We start from the raw sequence: 21773 nt of genomic DNA on the forward strand, positions 1-21773 counted from the left end.
ATAGCGTATTTTGTCTAAAAAATAGTATATATTAATATATCACTCTTCTTTGCCCTCCAAAAGTATCATTTCACCCTCTCTGGTGCATGGTTGACCACATATTAAATACAAAAAGCCTTTATTCTATAGAATAACTAATTTGCCTGTAACGATATTATTGGAGTATTATAAGGTACGCGATATTTTTTCGAGCATATCCAATCCAAGGTCAATGTGTTCTTTTTCAATGATCAGCGCCGGCCTGAAACGTATACTTTTTTCACCGCATCCCAGGTACATGATATTATTTTGCAGTCCTTGCTGTATAAAAGTATCCCGCTTGTTTTTATCCGGAAAATCAAAAGCGGTTAATAAGCCTTTGCCTCGTACGTTACTGATAATTGAAGTACGGGAGGCGATATCACCCAACTGCTCCTGTAAATACTCACCCATTTTGGTGGCATTATCGCAAAGGTTATCTTCTTCCATGATCTCCATGATCTTTGATGACCGTACCATATCAACCAAGCTGCCGCCCCAGGTGGAGTTGATGCGGGACGATACCCGGAAAACATTATTTTCTACCTCATCAACCCGGTTACTGGCCAATATGCCGCATACCTGCATCTTTTTGCCAAAGGCTAAAATATCCGGACGCGCCTTTTCGCCAAAATGCTCATGACACCAGAATTTGCCGGTAAGGCCAACACCTGTTTGCACTTCGTCATATATCAGCATGGCTTCGTATTCATCAGCCAGTTCCCTTAGTTTTTCCAGAAACTCCCTGCGCACATGATTATCGCCGCCTTCTGATTGTATGGGCTCAATAATAATGGCGCATATATCATCCTTATTCTCGGCAAAGGCAGTCCGGATCTGGGAAATGGAGAATTGCTCTCTTTGTACCAGGTCATCATGATTGGCATCACTGTACGGAAAGTTTATTTGGGGTACTGATACCCGCGGCCAATCGAATTTGGCAAACCATTTTGTTTTGTTGGGTTGGGTATTGGTTAAACTTAAAGTATAGCCGGAGCGACCGTGAAAGGCCTGCTCAAAATGCAGTATTTTGTGCCCTTTTTCTTTCGTATAGCCCTTAGCGAAGTTTTTCTGTACTTTCCAGTCCATGGCAACCTTAAGCGCGTTCTCGATAGCCAGTGAGCCTCCTGCAATAAAAAATGCGTGCGGCAGGTAATCAGGTATGCCTACCCGCGAAAATGTTTCAACAAACTGCGCGTACTGCGTGGTATAGATATCGGAGTTTGAGGGGTTGGTTAACGCGGCCAGCATCAGGTTTTTTTTAAACTCTTCGTCGTTGATCATTTTAGGGTGGTTATAGCCCAAAGGAACGGAAGCGAAGCAGGTAAAAAAATCAAGCAGTGTCCGGTTATATTTAGCATCGTAAATATAAACACCCTTACTTTTTTCCATATCAAACGTAAGATCAAAGCCATCGGCAAGCACATGCTTCTGTAGGGAAGCCTGCACATTTTCGGGAGAAACAAGTAGGTTGTACATATAAATTTGGTTTAAACAAATTTACTAAAATGTGCCTAAAAATAAAAATTAGGCGGTTTTTGAACCGATTGGCAAAAAAGTAACTTTAAACAATTTAAAGTTACTTTTTGTACCAAAGCTAAAAGTAGTATACCGGAATCACCGGCAAATTTTGTTATCCGCACCTCCGAATTATTCCTAAAACCGACGTATTTGGGGAGGTAAGCGCAAAATAATTTATGACAAAATGAACAATATGATAAGCCTTGATCACGCCCTGTCTTATTCATTATCCGCTCCCAAAAACTTTTTAAACCTTAAATTTTAACACTTTTCGTTCCGAACCGAGGAAAAAACGCGTGAAAAATGTTCAAAAAAGTCTCGTTTTAACACTTTTTAACAAATTTTAACCCGGTTTTAAACAGTTTTTAAAACTTTAAAAAGTATTAGGTAATTGACTATCACATAGCAACATATCGAACGGTCGGTTCTTGGAATTTAATTCTCCTTAACCAAACAGCCCGGCTATCTTTTTAAAAGATAGCCGGGCCGCTTACCTTACAATGTACGAAAATTTATTGGGACAATCAAATGAGCTCTTGCAGTTAACAGGGAAAATCGCTTTAAACGACTGATAGGAGGCATCCCCCGGAGCCTTTGAACTAATGTGTTCTGCCTATAAATATGTTATTCCTCCGGAGTTGTGTTTGTGGTGAAAGTTAAGTTATGCTTATTTTGCCAGCCAGATCATCTTTGTAATACAATCGCACGCAACTGTCCGCTTATGAACGGCCAGCGAAACAATAAAGTTAGTAAGATATTGCTAATCAATTAATTGTAAAAATGGCATGATTTTATACTATGATCAATTCAATAACATACTGTTGCCATGCTTAAAAACTACTTTAAAACCGCCTGGCGAAATTTATTTCGCAACAAATTCTATTCATTTATCAATATTGCCGGACTCACTGCCGGGCTGGCCATTGGTATATTGATTTTGCTTTGGGTACAGGATGAGTTAAGTTTTGATAGCTTCCATAAAAACGGCGATAACATTTACCGCGTAGAACTTTTTGGCGGCACAGGCGCCAGCAGGCAGATCTGGGGAACTACGGTAGCCCCAATAGGTCCGCTGGCTAAGCAGGAGCTCCCTGAGGTGCAGGACCAGGTACGCATAACTGGCAACTGGTATTTCTCGTTATATAAATACAAGGAAAAAGTTTTTGGCGAACAAAACGTAGCCTTTGCCGATCCTTCCCTTTTCAAGATCTTTGATTTTCCCCTGGTGGAAGGTAATACTGCAAAGCCTTTTACAAATGATAACTCTGTTGTTATCACCAAAAAAACGGCGCGAAAATATTTTGGCACCGATGATGCCATTGGTAAAGTGCTTGTAGCCGACGGTAAGGAAAACTTTACGGTAAGCGGGGTTATCAATGATTTTCCGCTTAACTCCAGCATCAACTTTGATATGATCATGCCCATGAGTTACCAGGTTAAATCAATGCTGGTAAATAGCAAGGTGGATGCGAATGCTGATTTCGGTAGCTACAATTATCAAACCTATTTTAAAGTAAAACCGGGCACATCGTTAAAAAAGCTCTCGGCCGATTTGTTTAAGATCCACATTAAGCACAAAGCCGAAGACACCGATGCCGATTACCTGCTGCTGCCCATCCATAAAATGCACCTGTACAATGCGGATGGTACCGATCGCGGTATCCAAACGGTGCGCATTTTTATCATTATAGCCCTGGTTATTTTATTAATAGCCTGTATCAATTATGTAAACCTTTCAACAGCACGCGCGTTGCTGCGCGCCAAAGAGATCAGCATGCGTAAAATTATAGGGGCGGCCAAAATGCAGCTGTTTATGCAGTTCCTGGTGGAGACAGCCTTACTGTTTTTTTTCGCCACGATATTGGCATTATTCGCCATTTACCTGCTGATGCCGGTATTTAACCAACTGGCAGGCAAGCAACTGGTGTTTAGCCTGCTTAATCCGCACATCTGGCTCATTATAGCCACCACGGTAACAGCTACACTGGCTTTATCCAGCATTTATCCGGCCATGCTGCTATCGTCCTTCGAGCCTTTAAAAGCGCTGAAGGGTAAAATAAACAGCAGCATTGGCGATGCCCTTTTCCGTAAAATACTGGTGGTGGTACAGTTTACCTTTTCGGTAGTGCTTATTGTGAGCACTTTGGTTATTACCCAGCAACTCAAATATATCCAATCAAAAAATTTAGGGTACGATAAAAGTCGTGTTTTCGGTGTCTGGATGCGCGATGCCGCAAAACATTACGATGCCGTAAGGGCCGAGCTTTTAAAGCAACCCGGTGTAGAGGGCGTAACCCGGGCAACCGGCAACATCATTAGCAGCGGCATGATCTCGGGCGATAATTCATGGGATGGCAAAGCGCCGGGCCAAACCTTTATCCTGCATCCGATGGGGATAGATAAGGATTTCATCCGTTTTTTTAAACTCAAAATGCAGCAAGGTAACGGCTTTAGCGGCGCCGTAGCCGATTCGACCCATTTTATACTTAACGAAGCCGCCGTAAGGGAAATCGGGATGAAAAATCCTATTGGTAAGCATTTCCGTTTCCAAAAAACAAATGGCACCATCATAGGCGTGGTTAAAGACTTTCATTATAACAGCATGCGCGAAAAAATTGCACCTGCTATTTACTTTTATCGCCCGGCTGTTTACCAAACTTTATATATAAAAACCAGTACTAATAATGCCGCAGCTGCCATAGCCGCGGCGGGTAGGCAGTTTAAACAATACAACGGCGAGTTTCCTTTTTCTTATAACTTCCTGGACGAGATATTCAACAACCTTTACCAGGGCGAACAGCGCGAAAGTACCTTGTTTAATTATTTTGCAGGCATGGCCATACTCATCTCATGCCTGGGACTGTTAGGGCTGGCAACCTATACCGCACAAGTACGCACCCGCGAAATTGGCGTGCGCAAGGTATTGGGAGCATCGGTTACAGGCGTTATTGGTCTGTTGGCTAAGGATTTTATTAAGCTGGTACTCATGGGCATTATTGTAGCCACCCCTATAGCGTGGTACGCCATGACCAGCTGGTTGGGTGCCTTTGCTTATCGCATATCCATCCACTGGACGGTTTTTGTACTGGCCGCGGGTATAGCTATCGTTATCGCATTTGTTACCATCAGCTTCCAATCTATCAAAGCAGCGCTGGCCAACCCGGTGAAAAGTTTGAGGAGCGAATAGGAACGCGTTAAGCGTGTGAGCAAGTAGATTATTGGACGTGCATTTGCGCCTGATGAAATAGCGGTCGTACATCCACTTTTGTCCACGCAGGGTCTCTCGTAGAGGACCCTGCGTTATATTATTGACTCCTGGCAACCTCAGGGTCTCCTGAGAGGACGAAACGACACATGATGTGTTTTTGGATGATAAGATATATCGTAAATTAGCGTAAACGCTATGGTATGAAAATTGAATACCAATTTTGTCCACGCAGGGTCTCTCGTAGAGGACCCTGCGTTATATTATTGAGTCCAGGCAACCTCAGGATCTCCTGGAAGGGGCCCTGAGGGGACGAAATAATAGTAATGGAAAGATAGCGTTTATTACCTGGGTTCGACGGCTCATAAGCCTGATTTATACACCGAATGCCGGTGAAAGACCCGAAGGGGCATATCCTGGAGATAGGCCATAATGCCAATTGCGATTAAAAAATACGCTATGCTGCAAAACCGTGTAGACCCGCAAGGAAATATCATTAAAACAAGTGCCCGTGGCGCCTGGCTGGGTAACCGCGGACAGCTGCATGGTGATACCCAAACCATATTGCGTCCCTTTAAACTGAAAGCCTGGTTAATTTGTGTGCTGCAATTTAAAGACAGGCACAGGCAAGTGATGGCGCCCAATTTATATACCGAATTATTTTTTTATGATGAAGCCACCGCGTTTTCGGCAGGGCACCGGCCCTGTTTTGAATGCCGCCGGGACGATGCCAACCGTTTTAAAGCAGCCTGGCTTAAAGGCAACCCCGAATATGGCTTTGACCATAAAGTACTCATCGGAAAAATAGATGAGATCATACACGAGGAACGGATAGATAAAAATGGCCATAAAGTAATGTTTGACGCTGCTATTGAAGATCTGCCGGATGGTGTATTTATACAGGTGAGTGGTGAGCCCTATCTTTTAGCCAACAATATGATCAGGCATTGGACACCCTTTGGTTACGAGCGGGGCGCTCCACTTTTGGCATTGGCAAAGATTACGGTGTTAACGCCAAAATCGGTTGTTAACGCTTTCCGTTCTGGTTATCGGCCGCAGATGGGAATTGATGGTTTGGAATGAAGACCTGGTTATCATTTGACAGATAGGGGTTCATTCGTGATACCTGTCGTATAAACCCCTCCCTGCTTTTGCGCACAGCCGGTCGCACCCCTCCCGTGGAGAGAGAATTGAAATTTAATTGATCTTGAACCAAATTTAAAAAGCCAGGGACAGTGTAATTCCTTCCCTCGGGAAGGGCCAATGTCATTAAGTTAAGGAATTTTGCAAACCCCAGGGGGGTAAAGCTTTGTAGAAAAAAGGCAATTTCCAATTCAGTGCCGTAGGTACTGCACTCAGGTTGCATACCTACGGCATGCTGAATACTTATTTTTGCTTTCTACAAAGCTTTTACTCCTACGGAGTATCCTTATTTAAGTAAACGCCGTAGGTGTTAAAGGTCGGTAGCAGAAAAATAAACCAAAAATTCGTGCCATCAGGTACGAAACTTGTCGAATTGCGTACCTGACGGCACGCTATAATTCTTGTACCTATCTTTTCTACCGACATTTTGCACCTACTGCGCATCCGTTATCGATTAAATAATAACATTGCGGGAAGGAGAGGAGAGGATTTCTTCTCATACCTCCTTAGAAAGGACAGCTTAGTTTTTTTAGAGTTTAGAATTTAGTTTTTAAAGTTTAAATAACCTACTGCGCTTTGCGGGTTGCTTGTTCGATACTATCCCACATTTGATCGGGAACCATTTCCAGGCCGCTGAATTGGCCTGCGCCCTGCAGCCATTCGCCGCCGTCTATGGTAATCACTTCGCCATTGATATAACCCGAAAAATCAGATACGAGGAACGCGGCCAGGTTAGCCAGTTCCTGGTGTTCGCCTACCCGTTTCAGGGGCACTCGGTTTTTGAAATCAAACTTTTGCGCCATGTCGCCTGGGAGCAAACGTTCCCAAGCTCCTTTGGTGGGGAAGGGGCCCGGGGCTATGGCATTGGTACGGATACCGTGACGCCCCCATTCCACCGCCAACGAGCGGGTCATGGCCAGTACGCCGCCTTTGGCACAAGCCGACGGTACCACGTAGGCCGAGCCGGTAAAGGCATAAGTGGTAATAATATTGAGGATGCTGCCGGGCATTTTTTCGGCTATCCAGTATTTGCCCAGGGCGAGCGAACAGTTGACCGAGCCTTTCAGCACAATATCAATAACCGCCGAAAACGCGTTTGCCGAGAGCCGCTCTGTTGGCGAAATGAAATTGCCCGCCGCGTTGTTCAGCAGGGCATCAACCCGACCGAAAGTGGCAATGGATTGCTCCAGCATCTTTTGCACATCATCATAATTGCGTACATCGCAGGAAATGGCTAAAACTTTGCCGCCGGTTTCGGTTTCCATTTCGGCCGCTGTTTTTTGCAGCACCTCCAACTTACGACTGGTGATCACCAAATTGGCGCCCAGTTTTAAAAAGTAGGTACCCATGGCTTTCCCCAAACCTGTACCGCCACCGGTTACAATAATAGTTTTTCCTTTCAGGGCATCATCCCTTAACATACCTGTGGTTACTGCTGTGCTATTGCTCATGATGTTTTTTTTAAGAGAGTATTATTTAAAATGGGTTTTGGCCACTTAAGAGTCGTAATAATTGGTTATCTATAAATTCGGATAATTGTACATTATTATTCAAGCAGTGAATCCATCCTGTTGTTTTATCATACAAAACCGCTTCATACACTAAGGGATCATCTCCTTCATCCAGATAAACAAAAAGAAACTGGTTACTTCCATTATAAACATCTATTACAAAAAATGGTCTGTTAATAGTTTTATTATGCTTTACTAACCATTTTCTACCATCTTCCTGCATTTCTTCTTGGGAATCGCTTAGTCCATAGTCTAATACGTAACAATCATTACCAGCCAAATACAACAGCTCCCGTAACGCGGCAGGGAAGGTTTTTTCATCATTGTATCTGACTTCCAGACTAACAATTTCTGCTTCGGTTAAAGGTTTAAGCTTGTTTACATAATCAGTGCTCTTTTCTTTTATTGTGGGATGGTTCTTTAATTGTATCAAATACTTGATATCCATAACTTGTTTAGCGATTGAATTTTATTTGTAAGATAAAGCATTCTTCTATTTTTTAAATCCCCTCTTGAGAGGGGGCGCGTCTGGCTGAGTAGCGGCAGGGGTGTGTTATTACGCTTAATAAACACACCCCTCAGCCCCTCTCAAGAGGGGAATCGCACAATCCAGCCACCACATCGACTACTTTTTTCTTATGTCAGTTTAAGCGTCTACACTTAAATATGCGATTAATTATTCTCTTGATTCTTGACTCTTATCTCTTGATTCTTTTTAAGCGGCTGTTGTTTTTGATTTTAAATTCTGGATAAGCATTTGCAGCCCTTTGCGTACTTCGGGTGCCCACCATTGTGCCAACATGTGGTTTAGGGCGGTGCTTTGGTCGGCGCTGAGCTTGGTTATAAGTTCATGGCGCAGGTTTAGTTTGCTTTGGCTCCAGGTTACCTGGTTTAGCTGCATATAGGTCCTGATCTTTCTTTCGGCGGTGGTAAGCAAGCTTTCGGGCGCGCTGGCCTCGTCTATCAAACCAACCTCCAGCGCTTCATTAACTTTCAGGAGCTTACCTTCCATGAGGTATTGGTAAGCCCTGCGTTGCCCCAGCCAAAAGGAATAAAGCGTAGCCACGCTATCGGGCACAATGATACCTACAGGAATCTCATTTAAACCGATAATAAAGGAGCCTTCGGCCATGACACGATAGTCGGCACAAATGGCCAGTACGCAGCCCCCTGCCGGACTATGGCCACTAATGGCCGCTACCATCGGTTTCTTAAAAGCTACCAAGGATCGCTGCAGCGACAGGAAATCGGTCCACAAGCCGCGACTTTGTTCCTCGTTATATTCATAAGCCTCAATCAGGTCGATGCCTGATGAAAAGAAGCCCGGTTTGCCGGTGATGATAAGGCCGCCTACGCTCGTGTCATTTTCCAGCGTTTGTACGGCCATGATCAGTTCCTTGACCATCTGGTGGTTAATAGCATTTGACCGGCCACGATCCAGTGTTAAAATAGCCAGACCGTTGTTTATGGTTAATTGGAAGGTTGTCATGCTGTGAGTGGTGAGTGGTGAATAGTGAGTGGTGAATGGGGAACTGTGAGCAGTGAGTTTCCGTTATTTTTTCAAAAGCTCACCACTCACAGCTGACAACTCACCACCATGTTCTTCGCCTGAATAGATCTTATCAATTTCGGTTTTATATTTTTCCATGATCACTTTGCGTTTCATTTTGCCGGTAGGAGTAAGTTCGCCGCTGTCTATCGACCATTCTTCGGGCAGGAGGGTTAGCTTTTTTACCTGCTCCACATGGTTAAACTCGGGGTTAAAGCCATCAATGATGGATTGGTAAAGTTCAATAACCCGGGGATTGCTGATTACATCCCGATGTGAGGTAAAGGGGATATCGTTTTTTTCGCACCATGGTTTTAAGTTGGTGTATGACGGAACGATAAGGGCCGCGGTGAATTTCCGTTCGGGGCCAACTACCATCATCTGCTCAATAAAATGATTTTCCTTCATCTTATTTTCAATAGGCATGGGGGCCACATACTTTCCACCTGATGTTTTGAAGATCTCCTTTTTACGGTCGGTTATTTTCAGGAAACCATCCTTATCCAGTTCACCTATATCACCGGTGTAAAACCAGCCGTCTTTGATCACTTCGGCAGTCATTTCGGGGTTTTTATAATAGCCCACGGTAATGTTTGGTCCTTTGCAAAGGATCTCGCCATCCTCGGCAATTTTAACCTGTACACCACTGATCAGCTTACCTACGGTGCCAAATTTACGGCCGGTATTATAACAGTTAACCGCAATTACCGGTGATGTTTCTGTAAGGCCATAACCTTCCATCACCGTCATGCCGGCGGCAGTAAATATTTTTTCGAGCTTGATGGGGCAGGCGGAGCTGCCAATAACGATGGCCTTTACATTACCGCCCACAGCTTCACGCCATTTGCTGTAAACCAGTTTATCGGCAATTGCCCGTTTTATTTTATACCACAGACTTTGATTTTCGATCTCGAACTCTTCGGCCACCTTGATAGACCAGGTAAAAATTTTCTTTTTAATGCCGGTGAGTTGCTGCCCTGCCGCCATGATCTTTTCGAACACTTTTTCCAGCAGGCGCGGCACAGCGGTAAAAATGTAAGGTTTGGCCTCTTTCATATTGGCGCCTATAGTATCCATGCTTTCGGCATAGGAAATGGAGAAACCATAGAAGAGATAAATATAAGTACACATTTTTTCGAAAATGTGATTAAGCGGCAAAAAGCTCAGGGCCCGTTTTTGTTCAATAGGGATCTGCCCGAGCACTTCGCCGGAGGCAACGACATTGCTCACGATATTTTTGTGGGTGAGCATTACGCCTTTAGGTCTGCCGGTGGTGCCCGATGTGTAAATAATGGTGGTTACATCATCCTCGTTAATGGTTTTGCTAATGGCTGATAGCCTGTCGCGATAGCCATCTGGCAGGGGTTTTAACAATACCGACCAGTGGGGGCAGTTGTCCAGGTGGTCAAAAGTATAAATAGCTTTTAATGTTGGTATATTAGCATATACGGCATTTACCTTATCATACAAGTCCTGACTGCTTACAAACAGGTATTTTACTTCGGCCTCGTTCAATATCTGTTCCAGTTCCTTCGGGTTGCTGTTGGGATACAGGGGTACCAGGATAGCGCCGGTTTGCTGTACAGCCAGATCGGTAATAAGCCATTCGGGCCGGCCATTGCTGATGAGCCCTATTTTGTCGCGGCCCTCGGTTGTGCCATCGCCGCCAGAAACACCCAGATCCAACAGGGCCATGGCTAACTGGTAGATGAGAGTATGCGTTTCCTGCGTGCTATATGCCCGCCATACACCATTCTCCTTGGCATTTAACAGATCGGCCCTGGGCTCGCGGGCCTGAATCTCCATGCAATCAAACAATCTTGCCACTTTTTCCATGTTCTTTTTGGTTAGTGGTGAGTAGTGAGTAGTGAGTGATGAGTGGTTGTCAAATAATTAAATAAAATTTGATATTCACCACTCACTACTCACCATTCACCGCTCACCGTCCTTATAATAATTCAAAAATGCCAGCGGCGCCTTGTCCGGTACCTACGCACATGGTGACCATACCGTATTTTTTATCCCTGCGTTTCAACTCGTTAAACAACTGTACAGATAGCTTAGCACCGGTACAACCCAGTGGGTGACCCAATGCTATGGCGCCGCCATTAACGTTGATACGATCGATATCCAGATCCAAACCTTTGATAACCGCCAGCGATTGCGATGCAAAGGCTTCGTTGAGTTCAATCAGATCAATGTCCTGCTGTTTCATCCCAGCCTGTTTTAAAGCTTTAGGAATAGCCACCAGCGGACCGATACCCATAATACGTGGCGGTACACCAGCAACGGCATAGTTTACCAGGCGGGCAATTGGCTTCAGGTTATTGGCTTTTAAAAAGCGCTCACTTACTACCATCACAAAGGCCGCACCATCGCTTGTTTGGGAGGAATTACCGGCAGTTACTACACCCCTGGCATCAAATACGGGTTTCAGTTTGGCTAAAGCCTCTAACGAGGTATCCGCGCGCGGGCCTTCGTCGGTATCTACTTTAAAGTCGCGGTTTTTCTTTTTGCCGGTTTCGTCAACGTAGGTTTCGGTAACATTTACGGCCACTATCTCGTCTTTAAACTTGCCCTCTTTGATAGCGTTGATGGCTTTCTGATGTGAGTTATAGGCAAACTGGTCCTGCTCTTCGCGGCCAACTTTATATTCTTTGGCTACGGCTTCGGCGGTTAAACCCATGCCCCAGTAATAATCTGGGTGGGCCAGGGCTATATCGGCATTGGGCACCACTCGCCAGCCACCCATAGGCAGTAGGCTCATGCTTTCAACACCGCCGGCAATAATACAATCGGCAATGCCGCTGTGTACTTTTGCCGATGCAATGGCGATGGTTTCCAAGCCCGAGGCACAATAACGGTTCACGGTCATGCCGGGTACTTTATCGGTATCCAGGGCCATGAGCGATATCAGTCTGCCCACGTTTAAGCCTTGCTCAGCTTCTGGGGTAGCGTTGCCTACAATTACATCCTCTATCTGATCCTTATCCACATTGGGTACCGATGCCATGAGATGTTTGATCACATCTGCGGCAAGGGTATCCGGCCGGGTAAACCTGAAGCCTCCCCGGGTAGCTTTTCCAACTGCGCTGCGGCTTGCAGCCACTATGTATGCGTTCATTTCTTTTCTGTTTAGTTTGTTATGGTTCGGGTTTCGAGGGTCGGGTTTCGGGTATTTTAATCTCTCGTACCCGGAGCCACGCAACGCGAACCCCACCACACATTTAATTCCTTAACACTTTACCACCTGTTATGATCGACTGGATGCGTTCCAGCGTTTTGCGTTCGGTGCAGAGGGAAACAAAGGCCTCCCGTTCTAAGCCCAGCAAATATTCTTCACTTACGAGTGAGGGCAGCGACAGATCGCCACCAGCCAGTACGTAGGCCAGTTTTTGCGAAATTTTCACATCGTGCTCGCTTATATAATTGCCGCTGTACATGGTGTTGGCGCCTACATAACCCAAACCCAAAGCCTGTTTGCCCAGTACCCGTATATCGGTACGCTGTACGGGTTGTACATAGCCTTCATTAGCCAATTGTAGGCAATGCTGTTTGGCTTCGGCCAGCAGGCGGTTTTGTGATACTACTACTACGTCGCGACCTTTTTTCAGGTAGCCAAACTCAAAGGCTTCATATGCCGAAGTGGAAACTTTAGCCTGACCAATGGTCAGGAACCTGTCACGGAAATTGTTGAGTTCGATGTCGCCATCCTGTAATTCATCCGATAGGCGAAGGGCAAATTCTTTAGTACCGCCGCCGCCGGGGATCAGGCCAACGCCAAATTCCACCAGGCCCATATATAATTCGGCATGGGCAACTACTTTATCGGCATGCAGGCAAAGCTCACAGCCGCCGCCCAATGCCATCTGGTGAGGTGCAGCTACAACCGGAATGGATGAATAGCGAATCCGCATCATAGCGGTTTGGAAGGCTTTGATCACCATATTCAGTTCGTCAAACTCCTGCTCAACGGCCATCATAAATATCATACCTACGTTGGCACCCGCGCTGAAATTGGCGCCTTCATTAGAGATCACCAGACCTTTGTAGCTTTTTTCGGCCAGGGTAATGGCTTTATTGATACCTTCTATCACGTCGCCGCCAATGGTATTCATTTTAGTATGGAACTCCAGGTTGATGATGCCATCGCCAATATCGGTAATGGTAGTACCGGTGTTTTTCCAGATGGTATTGGCTTCGCGGATATTGCTCAGCAGTATAAAATTCTCGGTACCCGGAATTACCTTATAAGTTTTGGAGGCGATATCATAATACTGACGTTTCCCGTCGGCTATTTTGTAAAAGCTATCGGCACCGGAGGCCAGCATGTCATATACCCATTGGGCAGGTTTGCTGCCCGCGGCTTCCATGTCTTTCACGGTGTCTGCAACGCCAAGGGCATCCCATTTTTCAAAGGGACCTATTTCCCAACCGAAGCCGGCGGTAACGGCCGCATCTATTTTGTAAAACTCATCGGCAATTTCGGGAATGCGGTTGCTGGCATAGGCAAAAAGCTGATAAAAAGTGGAGCGATAAAAATCGCCAGCCTTATCTTTTGCCGCAATCAGGACCTTTAAACGTTCTTTTAGGCTATCTATATTTTTGGTAATATCTAAAACCGGGAATTTTACTTTTTGCGATGGTTTGTATTCCAGGGTCTTGAGATCGAGCGCGAAGAACTGATTGGCTCCATCTACCTTTTCCTTTTTATAAAATCCCTGCCCGGTTTTGCTGCCCAGCCAGTTGTTTTTGAGCATACTGTTCACAAACTCTGGAATAGCGAATAATTCCTTCGCTTCATCATCGGGGGCGTTTTTGCTGAGGCCATTGGCTACATGCACCATGGTATCCAAACCTACCACATCGTTGGTACGGAAGGTAGCTGACTTGGGGTGACCGATCACCGGGCCCGTCAGCTTGTCGATCTCTTCTACCGTCATGCCGGTTTTTTCTACATAATGCAGTATACTCATGATGGCGAACACGCCAATACGGTTGCCGATGAAAGCTGGCGTGTCTTTAGCCAGTACGGTTGTTTTACCCAGAAATTTTTCCCCGTATTCCATCAGGAAATCGACCACTTCTGGTGAAGTATCTTTTGTGGGGATGATCTCCAATAATTTTAAATACCTCGGCGGATTAAAAAAGTGAGTACCGCAGAAATGCTTCTTGAAATCATCGCTTCGGCCTTCAGTCATCAAATGGATAGGAATACCCGAGGTGTTGGAGGTAATGAGCGTACCTGGTTTGCGGTGTTTTTCGACCGTTTCAAATACCTGTTGTTTGATATCCAGTCGCTCTACTACCACTTCGATCACCCAGTCGTACTCAGCAATTTTGGCCATGTCATCCTCAAAATTCCCGGTACTGATGCGCCGGGCAAATGATTTGAGGTAGATAGGCGAGGGGTTTGACTTTAAAGCGAAATCAAGCGCGTCGTTAACAATTTTATTGCGGGCTTTTTTATCGCCTGCAGGGGCATCTTTTGGTACAATATCCAATAGCAGCACCTGTACCCCGATATTGGCGAAATGACAAGCAATACGGCTGCCCATTACACCCGAGCCCAGAACGGCTACTTTTTTTATAGTTCGTTTCATCATGTTAGATAGTTAGTGGTGAGTTGTGAGTGGTGAGTAATTAGTTGGAATTGATCGTTCTTAAAACTTTTATTCAACTCACTACTCCCCATTCACTACTCCCCAATTTATTCCGTCCGTTCCCAAACGGTTGTGCGGCCAAACAGCGATACGCCGATGTAGCCGCGGATTGATAATGTTTTGCCTTTGTAAGTGATATTGCAGGAGTAGGTTTTTCCGTTTTTAGGATCATAGATCTTGCCATCGGTATATTTGTTGTCACCATCGGGTACAAAGCCTTCCAATATGTGCAAGCCTATAATAGGCCTGGTACGCAGCTTTTCGTCCTTGTTTTCTTCGTCTACTTTAGGCTTGCCATTTTTAAGCGGCTCCTTAAGCCATACTATTTTACCGTTAAATTTGCCGTCGGTACCTTTACTGATCTGTATTTTGGCGCTTTTGATATCATTGTACCAAAGTCCCTCAATTTTATCGGTCTGGGCTTTGGCCGCGATATTCACGGATACTACAGTAAGCAGGATAAGTACAAAACGGGCGAAATACTTTTTAGGTGATGACATGGCTTTTTTTGATGCTATTGCCGACTAATTAAATATGTCTTTTTAAAGCTGCCAAATCACGATGTATACAACGGCGAATCAGCATCTCTTTTGCAGGAGACAAACAGAATTAAGCGACAGGGTTAAAAAATAATTTAGTATTGGTTTATTTAAAGAATCAAGATATTAGAATCAAGGATTAAGACAAACAGTAACTGCTGTTATATCTTGCTCTTGATTCCTGGCTCTTAATTCCCGGCTCTCATTTATAGTAAACAAATATCCTTTTTAGCGAAGCATAACAAAGGGCCAAATGGCGGAAACATTTGTCAAAATTTCGGAATTCTATTTATATTACTATAAAATGGTCTATTTAAAGATAAGTGTTTTTTGCGATTATATAGTAACCCTTTACTTTCCTGACAATTCCCTTACCAGATCGATATATTGCTGGCGCGCATCATTGGCCACAACACCTTTTAAGTTTAACCAGGCATCATATTTAGCCTTGGCCACAAAATCAAACATTCCTGGAGGATTATCCGTGTTGATATCGCCTTCGGTGGCTTGTTTGTATAGGCTGTATAAACGCAGCAGCGTTTCATTATCGGGTTTGGTGGGCAAAGTTTTACTATCCGCTACTGCTTTTTCAAAAACTTCTTTTTGATCCATATTTATTTGCTTTGATTTTGTGATTTTGGAAGCTCTTCTACATAATCGTCGCTTTTGGGCGCTTTGATGAACAGTTTGCTTAATTCGGCAGGTAATGGGGTTAGTTTGCGTTTTACGGTATCGATCCAGGCACCCTGTACAATGATCACAGCGGCTTTAACACCGTCACCACGATACACTTCCTGTCTGAACGTCCAGCGCGAACTATCAGCCCGGGAACTGATCACTTCGCAGGTTACTTTGATATGATCGTTAATAGTGATCTCGCGCAGGTAATTAAGCTCTTCCTTAAACAGTACCGGGCCTATTTTAAGTTCAAAAAGTTTGGCGGGCATCGATCCGAGGCTTTCCAGCAAATTTAACCTGGCTTGCGCGGCAACATCAGCATAAGCCGAATGTCGCATGTGTTGGTTGGCGTCCAACTGCGCCCATATCACCTGACCTTCGTAATAAACATTCATCGTTTTTTAGCTTAAGGCTTAAAGCACAAAGCTTAAAGCGTTTTACCTACTATATTGAGGCTAAAAGCAAAATGCGAAAAGCTTAAAGCCAACTATCTATATGTCAAATTTATTTTATTAATAAACTCTACATAAACGTCTGGTAGCTCTCGGCTTTCAGCTTTTAGCTTTTAGCTTTTTCACCGCTTCGGTAAGGCGTGGTAAAATTTCCAGCGCATCGCCTACTACGCCATAGTTAGCCGCCTTAAAAAATGGCGCTTCGGGATCTTTGTTAATCACCACAATGGTTTTGGAACCGTTTACTCCCGCCAGATGCTGTATCGCGCCAGAAATACCTACGGCTATATACAGATTGGGCCTTACGGTGCCACCGGTTTGACCCACGTGCTCATGGTGCGGGCGCCAGTGCGCATCGGCCACGGGGCGAGAGCAAGCGGTACCCGCGCCTAATTCTTTGGCCAGGTTTTCGATCAGTCCCCAGTTTTCAGGACCTTTCATACCACGACCACCAGATACTACCAGCTGTGCATCAGCCAGCGGGATCTCACCTTTGATCAGGTTAACTTCCTTAACTTTTATCCCAAAATCTTTATCACCAAAGCTTACTTCCAGTTTTTCGATAGTGGCTTTGCCTTCACCTTTGTTTAACTGAAAGGTATTAGGCATCAGCGTGATCACTTTTAAATCGCTGGTGATATTCACAAAGGCAAACGCCTTACCCGAAAATACTGCCTTCTTGATCACAAAACCTTTGTCCAGATCGGGATAGGAGAGTGCGCCTGCTACCAAACCTGCCTTTAATTTGGCAGATAGGCGTGGTGCAACCGCACGGCCATTAATATCATGCAAAGCGATGATGATCTTGCTACCTTCTTTTTGCGCGGCGGCCAGCAGGGCGGTAGTATAGGCCCGGGCGTGGAGTTCATCCAAACGGGTATCTGCAACGTGTAATACTTTTTGCGCGCCATATTGACCCAGGCTTTCCATTTCGCTATCGGCAAGTGTGCCTAATACCACTGCGCTTACGGTTGTCCCGGTTTTTTGGGCGATGCCGGCAGCATACTGCACAGCCTCCAGACTCTTCTTTTTTATATTTCCTTCGGTATGTTCTACCAATACGATTACAGACATTTTTATAGGTTTTAAGCCTCACCCTGCCCTCTCCAAAGGAGAGGGTTCTATGAAATTTGTTTTTAAAGTCCTCTCCTTTGGAGAGGATTATTACATGAAGACTTCGTCGTTTAGGTGAGGCGATTAATAATTAATTAAATAACCTTGGCTTCGGTATGAAGCAGCTCCACGAGTTCATCCATATTATCCGGACTAACCATTTTTATACCGGCTTTCGCTGGTGGCAGTTCGTAGGATGAAATTTCGGTTACAGAATCAACAGCCGCTGGTGCAACCACTTTAAGCGGACGGGTACGGGCGGCCATAATACCACGCATATTGGGTATCCGGGCTTCTGCAACACCTTTCTGACAGGCAATCACTACCGGCAGGCTGCAGGTATCTGTTTCTTCGCCGCCTTCTATCTCACGTTTAACAGTAGCGGTATTTCCATCTACCTGAATATCGGTAGCAAAGCCGATGTAATCGGTATCCAGCAGTTCAGCCAGCATGGCGCCAACGGCTCCGTTGTTATAATCTATAGATTCCTTGCCGCAGAGGATCAGGTCGTATCCCACGGTTTTGGCATATTCGGCTATGTAATTGGCGGTTTCGTAAGGGTCATGGCTGTCGGCATCTATCCGGATAGCTTCATCTCCACCCAATGCCAGCGCTTTGCGGATCACCGGCTCAGTATCTGCCTTGCCCACGGTTATCAGGTGTATATCGCTGGCAATTCCTGCTTCTTTCAGTTCCAAAGCACGTACCAGGGCGTACCATTCGTCGTAAGGATTTATTACATAAGTAACACCCTGGTTATTGATAGCTGTGTTGTTATCTTTCAGTACAATTTTGGTGCTGGTATCCGGCACCTGGCTTATACACACTAATATCTTCATGTTTTTATTTTAGGTTACGTAAGTAAGATGAGAATCAAGAGACAAGAGTCAAGAATCAGGAAAAAATTTCTATAATATGTTTGCGGAAGCTGTCTTGATTCTTAAATCTTGACTCTCATGTCTAATCGAAGCCCCTGCGAGTCTCCCCACCGGCCTGGTGGAGGAGACTCCTGAATCCTCTTGTCGGGAAGCGTCGAGTGCAGAGCACTCCCTTTCCTCTGGAGAGGTCGGGGTTTTCGTTAATAGCAATATTTATTTTCTTCGATCAGTTTGGCCGCTATGTTTCTGCGGGCCTGGGTGGTATTGATATCTTCGGTTTTGGTGAAGCGTTTAAGTCCCATCAGCATCATGCGGCGTTCGTCGCCATCGGCAAATGAATTGATAGCTTCGCGGCCCGCTTTGGCTATGTTACCGGCTGCATCGTTGATGTAAACCCGCATAATGTCCAGTTGCTCTTTAACCGCATCTTCACCTTTCAGGTTTACCAGTTTTTCAACACGCAGCTGTAATGATTCGCTAACGTAAAGTTCAATCAGCATATCGGCCAGATACATCAGCACTTCCTGCTCCTTACCCAGTTGGGTCATTAGTTTTTGTACTGCCGCGCCGGCAACCATTAAAATAGCTTTTTTGAAATTGGCAATATATTTTTTCTCGCGGGTGAACAAACCGTCATCATCAGATCCGCCAAAATCGGGTACGCTCACCAGTTCGCCGGCTACTTTCTGGGCTGGGCCCATCAGGTCGAGCTCACCTTTCATAGCGCGTTTCAGCATCATATCTACGGTAAGCATCCGGTTAATTTCGTTGGTGCCTTCAAATATGCGGTTGATGCGCGAATCGCGGTACGCGCGGTCCATCGGCGCTTCGGCGCTGTAACCCATGCCGCCGTAGATCTGTACACCTTCGTCAACCACATAATCCAGTGTTTCCGAAGCATGTACTTTGATAATGGCCGCTTCAATAGCGAATTGCTCGGTACCTTTAAGTTTAGCCTGGATGGCATCCATGCCCGATGCTTCGTACATTTCGGTAGCCTCTTCCATATTCTGACTGGCACGGTATATAGCCGATTCAGAAGCATAAGTGCGGATGGCCTGTTGTGCCAGTTTATAACGAATAGCGCCATATTTAGAGATCGGCCGGCCAAATTGCTCACGCTCATTGGCATAACGGATAGCCGAGGTAATTACTTCTTTACTGGCCCCCACAGTGGCGCCGCCCAGTTTAATACGACCGAGGTTGAGGATGTTAACCGCTATTTTAAAGCCATTCTGCCTTTCTGATAACAGATTTTCAACCGGTACTTTGCAGTCGTTAAAAAACACCTGGCGGGTTGAGCTGCCCTTGATACCCATTTTATGTTCTTCGGTATTCAGGGATAGTCCTTCAAAACCTTTCTCTACTATAAAAGCGCTCAGGTTTTCGTCATTATCGATCTTGGCGAACACGGTAAAAATATCGGCAAAACCAGCGTTGGTGATCCACATTTTTTGACCGGTGAGCAGATAATATTTGCCATCGGCCGAAAGTTTTGCACGTGCCTTGCCCGAGTTGGCATCGGAGCCTGCACCGGGTTCGGTAAGGCAATAGGCGCCTTTCCACTCGCCGCTGGCCAGTTTGGGGATGTATTTTTCTTTCTGGGCATCGGTGCCATAATATAAAATGGGCAGGGTACCAATGCCGGTATGGGCCGAAAATGCTACGGAAAATGAATTGCCCGCGCCCAGTTTTTCGGTAACCAGCATAGATGTTTTAAAGTCTTTACCAAAGCCGCCATATTCTTCGGGAATGGAAATGCTCAGCAAACCTAAAGCGCCGGCTTCTTCCATCAGATGGGGCATCAAACCTTCTTCCTGATCGTCAATACGAGTTAAATTGGGTGCTACGTTTTGGGCCAGAAAATTGGTGCAGGTTTCCGCGATCATCAATTGCTCTTCGTTCCATTCTTCCGGAATAAAAACACTATCAGCCTGTGTTTCCCTGATCAGGAATTCACCTCCTTTTAAGGCTTTTATTGATTCGGTCTCACTCATAGTTATGAAGTTTTACAGTGTTGGTATCAAGTAGTGAGTATCAAGTATCAAGACTGCTGCATTTGTTTATGCTGCTTTTAAAAATCGTGATACTTGATACTCGCTACTTGATACTATAATAGATACTCGTTTTTATTGGTTTTATAATCAGGAGTAAAATTAGAAGCGTTATTGGTCGAAAAAAAGGGCAGCAATGCGGAGGTATTGGTCAAAAAGTCGGAAAGGCGCGGGGATCGGGGTTCGGGATAGGTGACGGGTGTGAGAGCCGGTGTCAGATCTTTGGAATTGGGCTACCTTTATTGGCGCAAGTCTTGTGTGATAGGTTGAGGGTAAAGGCTGACTTGTGATCTCGACGCATTGTACACAAGCACAAGTCATCAACCCACCAGCAGCCGCACAAGACTTGCGCTAAAAGCGGTGTATTGGACGAGGTTCGGGATAGGTGACGGGTGTGAGAGCCGGTGTCAGATCTTTGGAATTGGGCTACACACTCCCGCCCTCACACTCCACACTCGCTCTTAATTAAATCAATGTCCTGTAACCACCCTATAATCAGATGGCGACATCCCGGTGTGCTTTTTAAAATATTTACCAAAGGATGATTGATCGGGGAAATGGATGTCTTCGGCTACACGGGCAATGCTGATATCGTGATTGCGGAGCAGTACTTTGGCTTCGAGTACTACGGCATCATCTATCCATTCGCCGGCCGTACGACCGGTTACTTCCTTGATAGTTTCCGTAAGATGCTTGGGCGATACATACAGCGAATCGGCATAGTATTGTACGTTGCGGTGTTCTTTATAATGATGAAAAACCAGGTCCTGAAACAGCATGTTTAGTTCCTGCTTGCGGGTTTGCTTTCCCTTGATCATCACGTGCTGTTTTTCGTAGATCGACTCCACCTCATACAGCATAGTGGTAAGCATGCTCCGGGATATTTCCATCCGGTAAGGATGATGCTCACGTTCCAGCTTTTGCTGCATAAGCAGGTAAATATCCAGCAGCATTTTAGCGTCTTCATGATCCGGATAGATCACCGGGAGCGAGGCGCTTTTAAAATAACTGAACGACTCCAGGAAATGGCTGCTCACATTGTTTTCGGTTAAAAAAGCTTTGGAGAAAACAATGAACCGGCATAAAAAATCGTCGCTGCTGTTATAGATCCTTAAGATATGAAAAGGGGTGGCCAATAGCATGGCATCAGGTTTGGCCTCATAAACTTGTAAATTGGCCTCAACAAGGGCATGGCCGCGGGTACAGATGCCTATAATATAACCGTCGGAACGGTAGGGGTATTCACTTAAACTGAGTAACTGCTTTTCGTCGGCAATAAAAAATTCAGGGCTTACCAGTTTATCTGCATAGAGGTCGGCAAATTTGGAAAGGCTAAGCTGAGCGATCTTCTTGCTCACGTATCTGGCATTCTTATTCATGTACGGAAAGATATAATTTTATTGTCTAATAATTGATGAAAACTGTTAATTAAACGGTAATAATATTTAA

16 protein-coding genes are annotated in these 21773 nt (G+C 45.2%); 2 read left to right on the forward strand and 14 right to left on the reverse strand.

All coding sequences use genetic code 11. From position 1 onward, the window contains the following. Positions 1–165: 165 nt before the first annotated feature. On the reverse strand, positions 166–1497 hold the full coding sequence (gene lat, locus ACNURT_RS08065) for an L-lysine 6-transaminase (RefSeq protein ID WP_419701286.1): 1332 nt from the start codon (positions 1495–1497) through the stop codon (positions 166–168). A gap of 868 nt (positions 1498–2365) precedes the next feature. Between lat and ACNURT_RS08070 the strand changes: the two genes are divergently transcribed. Together ACNURT_RS08070 and ACNURT_RS08075 are read left to right on the forward strand one after the other, a co-directional pair. Then, positions 2366–4726, forward strand: a complete 2361-nt coding sequence (locus tag ACNURT_RS08070; protein ID WP_419701287.1) for an ABC transporter permease — start codon at positions 2366–2368, stop codon at positions 4724–4726. Positions 4727–5176: 450 nt separating this feature from the next. Then, positions 5177–5827 (forward strand): hypothetical protein, encoded by a 651-nt coding sequence (locus ACNURT_RS08075; protein ID WP_419701288.1) that lies wholly within the window; start codon positions 5177–5179, stop codon positions 5825–5827. A 626-nt stretch (positions 5828–6453) separates the two neighbouring features. Here ACNURT_RS08075 and ACNURT_RS08080 read toward each other — a convergent pair. From ACNURT_RS08080 to ACNURT_RS08140, 13 genes are all read right to left on the reverse strand, one after another. Beyond that, a complete protein-coding gene (locus ACNURT_RS08080; protein ID WP_419701289.1) occupies positions 6454–7338 on the reverse strand; it encodes an SDR family oxidoreductase in 885 nt (294 codons plus the stop codon). 25 nt (positions 7339–7363) lie between these two features. Continuing rightward, a complete protein-coding gene (locus ACNURT_RS08085) occupies positions 7364–7846 on the reverse strand; it encodes a hypothetical protein (protein WP_419701290.1) in 483 nt (160 codons plus the stop codon). Positions 7847–8113: 267 nt separating this feature from the next. After that, a complete protein-coding gene (locus tag ACNURT_RS08090) occupies positions 8114–8887 on the reverse strand; it encodes an enoyl-CoA hydratase/isomerase family protein (protein WP_419701291.1) in 774 nt (257 codons plus the stop codon). Between the two features lie 63 nt (positions 8888–8950). Then, the gene (locus ACNURT_RS08095) at positions 8951–10783 is read right to left on the reverse strand and encodes an AMP-dependent synthetase/ligase (protein ID WP_419701292.1); all 1833 of its coding nucleotides are present in this window, start codon (positions 10781–10783) and stop codon (positions 8951–8953) included. A 112-nt stretch (positions 10784–10895) separates the two neighbouring features. Beyond that, positions 10896–12071: an acetyl-CoA C-acyltransferase gene (locus tag ACNURT_RS08100; protein WP_419701293.1), complete on the reverse strand. Its 1176-nt coding sequence runs from the start codon at positions 12069–12071 to the stop codon at positions 10896–10898. A gap of 103 nt (positions 12072–12174) precedes the next feature. After that, positions 12175–14550, reverse strand: a complete 2376-nt coding sequence (locus tag ACNURT_RS08105; RefSeq protein ID WP_419702120.1) for a 3-hydroxyacyl-CoA dehydrogenase/enoyl-CoA hydratase family protein — start codon at positions 14548–14550, stop codon at positions 12175–12177. Positions 14551–14657: 107 nt separating this feature from the next. Further along, positions 14658–15110 carry a DUF2147 domain-containing protein gene (locus ACNURT_RS08110; RefSeq protein WP_419701294.1) on the reverse strand — a complete coding sequence of 151 codons (453 nt, stop codon included), beginning with the start codon at positions 15108–15110 and terminating at the stop codon, positions 14658–14660. Between the two features lie 390 nt (positions 15111–15500). Then, entirely contained in the window at positions 15501–15761 is a 261-nt protein-coding gene (locus tag ACNURT_RS08115; protein ID WP_419701295.1) for an acyl-CoA-binding protein, read from the reverse strand. 2 nt (positions 15762–15763) lie between these two features. Continuing rightward, complete coding sequence (locus tag ACNURT_RS08120; protein ID WP_419701296.1) at positions 15764–16222, reverse strand: acyl-CoA thioesterase; 459 nt, start codon at positions 16220–16222, stop codon at positions 15764–15766. A 156-nt stretch (positions 16223–16378) separates the two neighbouring features. Next, a complete protein-coding gene (locus tag ACNURT_RS08125; RefSeq protein WP_419701297.1) occupies positions 16379–17353 on the reverse strand; it encodes an electron transfer flavoprotein subunit alpha/FixB family protein in 975 nt (324 codons plus the stop codon). A 134-nt stretch (positions 17354–17487) separates the two neighbouring features. Then, a complete protein-coding gene (locus ACNURT_RS08130) occupies positions 17488–18231 on the reverse strand; it encodes an electron transfer flavoprotein subunit beta/FixA family protein (protein ID WP_419701298.1) in 744 nt (247 codons plus the stop codon). 239 nt (positions 18232–18470) lie between these two features. Further along, the gene (locus ACNURT_RS08135) at positions 18471–20267 is read right to left on the reverse strand and encodes an acyl-CoA dehydrogenase family protein (protein WP_419701299.1); all 1797 of its coding nucleotides are present in this window, start codon (positions 20265–20267) and stop codon (positions 18471–18473) included. A 527-nt stretch (positions 20268–20794) separates the two neighbouring features. Next, positions 20795–21703, reverse strand: a complete 909-nt coding sequence (locus tag ACNURT_RS08140) for a helix-turn-helix domain-containing protein (protein WP_370997665.1) — start codon at positions 21701–21703, stop codon at positions 20795–20797. Positions 21704–21773: the final 70 nt, after the last annotated feature.

This window comes from Mucilaginibacter sp. NFX135 (assembly GCF_048565145.1).
Classification (GTDB): domain Bacteria; phylum Bacteroidota; class Bacteroidia; order Sphingobacteriales; family Sphingobacteriaceae; genus Mucilaginibacter.